Raw genomic sequence first — 243 nt, 5'->3', positions numbered from 1 at the left:
TGAGGACGCTGCCGCTGATGGCGGAGTCTTCGGCCGTGGTTACGCTTTCGCTGAGGTCGGTGAAGCTGTCATCCACTGGGGTGACGCTGATATTCAACGTCGAAGTAACGTCTGCGCCGGAACCGTCAGTGACGGTGTAGGTGACGGTCGGCACTGCGCCGTTGTAATTGGCGTCCGGGGTGAAGGTGTAGGCACCGTTGGCGCCGATCACCAGGGTGCCGACGTTGGCGATGGTCGCGGTGC

At 62.6% G+C, this 243-nt stretch carries 1 protein-coding gene; it reads right to left on the bottom strand.

What is annotated here, in order from left to right; translation table 11 throughout:
* Positions 1-243, bottom strand: a 243-nt coding sequence (locus F7R06_RS30875) for a cadherin-like domain-containing protein (protein WP_170288749.1), incomplete at both ends; no start/stop codon positions are given.

It is taken from the genome of Pseudomonas moorei, from assembly GCF_008801475.1.
Lineage (GTDB): Bacteria > Pseudomonadota > Gammaproteobacteria > Pseudomonadales > Pseudomonadaceae > Aquipseudomonas > Aquipseudomonas moorei.
This window is presented reverse-complemented; position numbering and strand designations above follow the sequence as displayed.